Below are 263 nucleotides of genomic sequence, written 5' to 3' on the forward strand. Positions count from 1 at the left end.
GTTATGCGTCTCATAGGCGTCATAGGCCCCTGTGACTAACGATAATGCAGGACCGAAAAGGCGCCCCACAAAATGCCCGGCCCCTTTGACAGCCCCCATAGCCTCACCGCCGACAGATTCAGCCCCCTCGACAACTTCTTCGGCGACGGTCCCCGCCTTGCCGCGAAAGCGCGCCCATGAGCCTTTAAGAGACTGGTAGGCTTTTTTTGTCACACCAGTGCCGAGCATAGTATCGAGAACTATACCCGCACCACCAACGGCTG

1 protein-coding gene is annotated in these 263 nt (G+C 57.8%); it reads right to left on the reverse strand.

Going from position 1 to position 263, the window contains the following annotated elements:
• A partial coding sequence (locus tag ADK28_RS32635) for a hypothetical protein (RefSeq protein ID WP_204375359.1) occupies positions 1-213 on the reverse strand: 213 nt, incomplete at its 3' end.
• Between the last annotated feature and the right edge of the window lie 50 nt (positions 214-263).

This window comes from Serratia sp. 506_PEND (assembly GCF_001076875.1).
In the GTDB taxonomy this organism is placed as follows: Bacteria; Pseudomonadota; Gammaproteobacteria; order Enterobacterales; family Enterobacteriaceae; genus Serratia; species Serratia marcescens.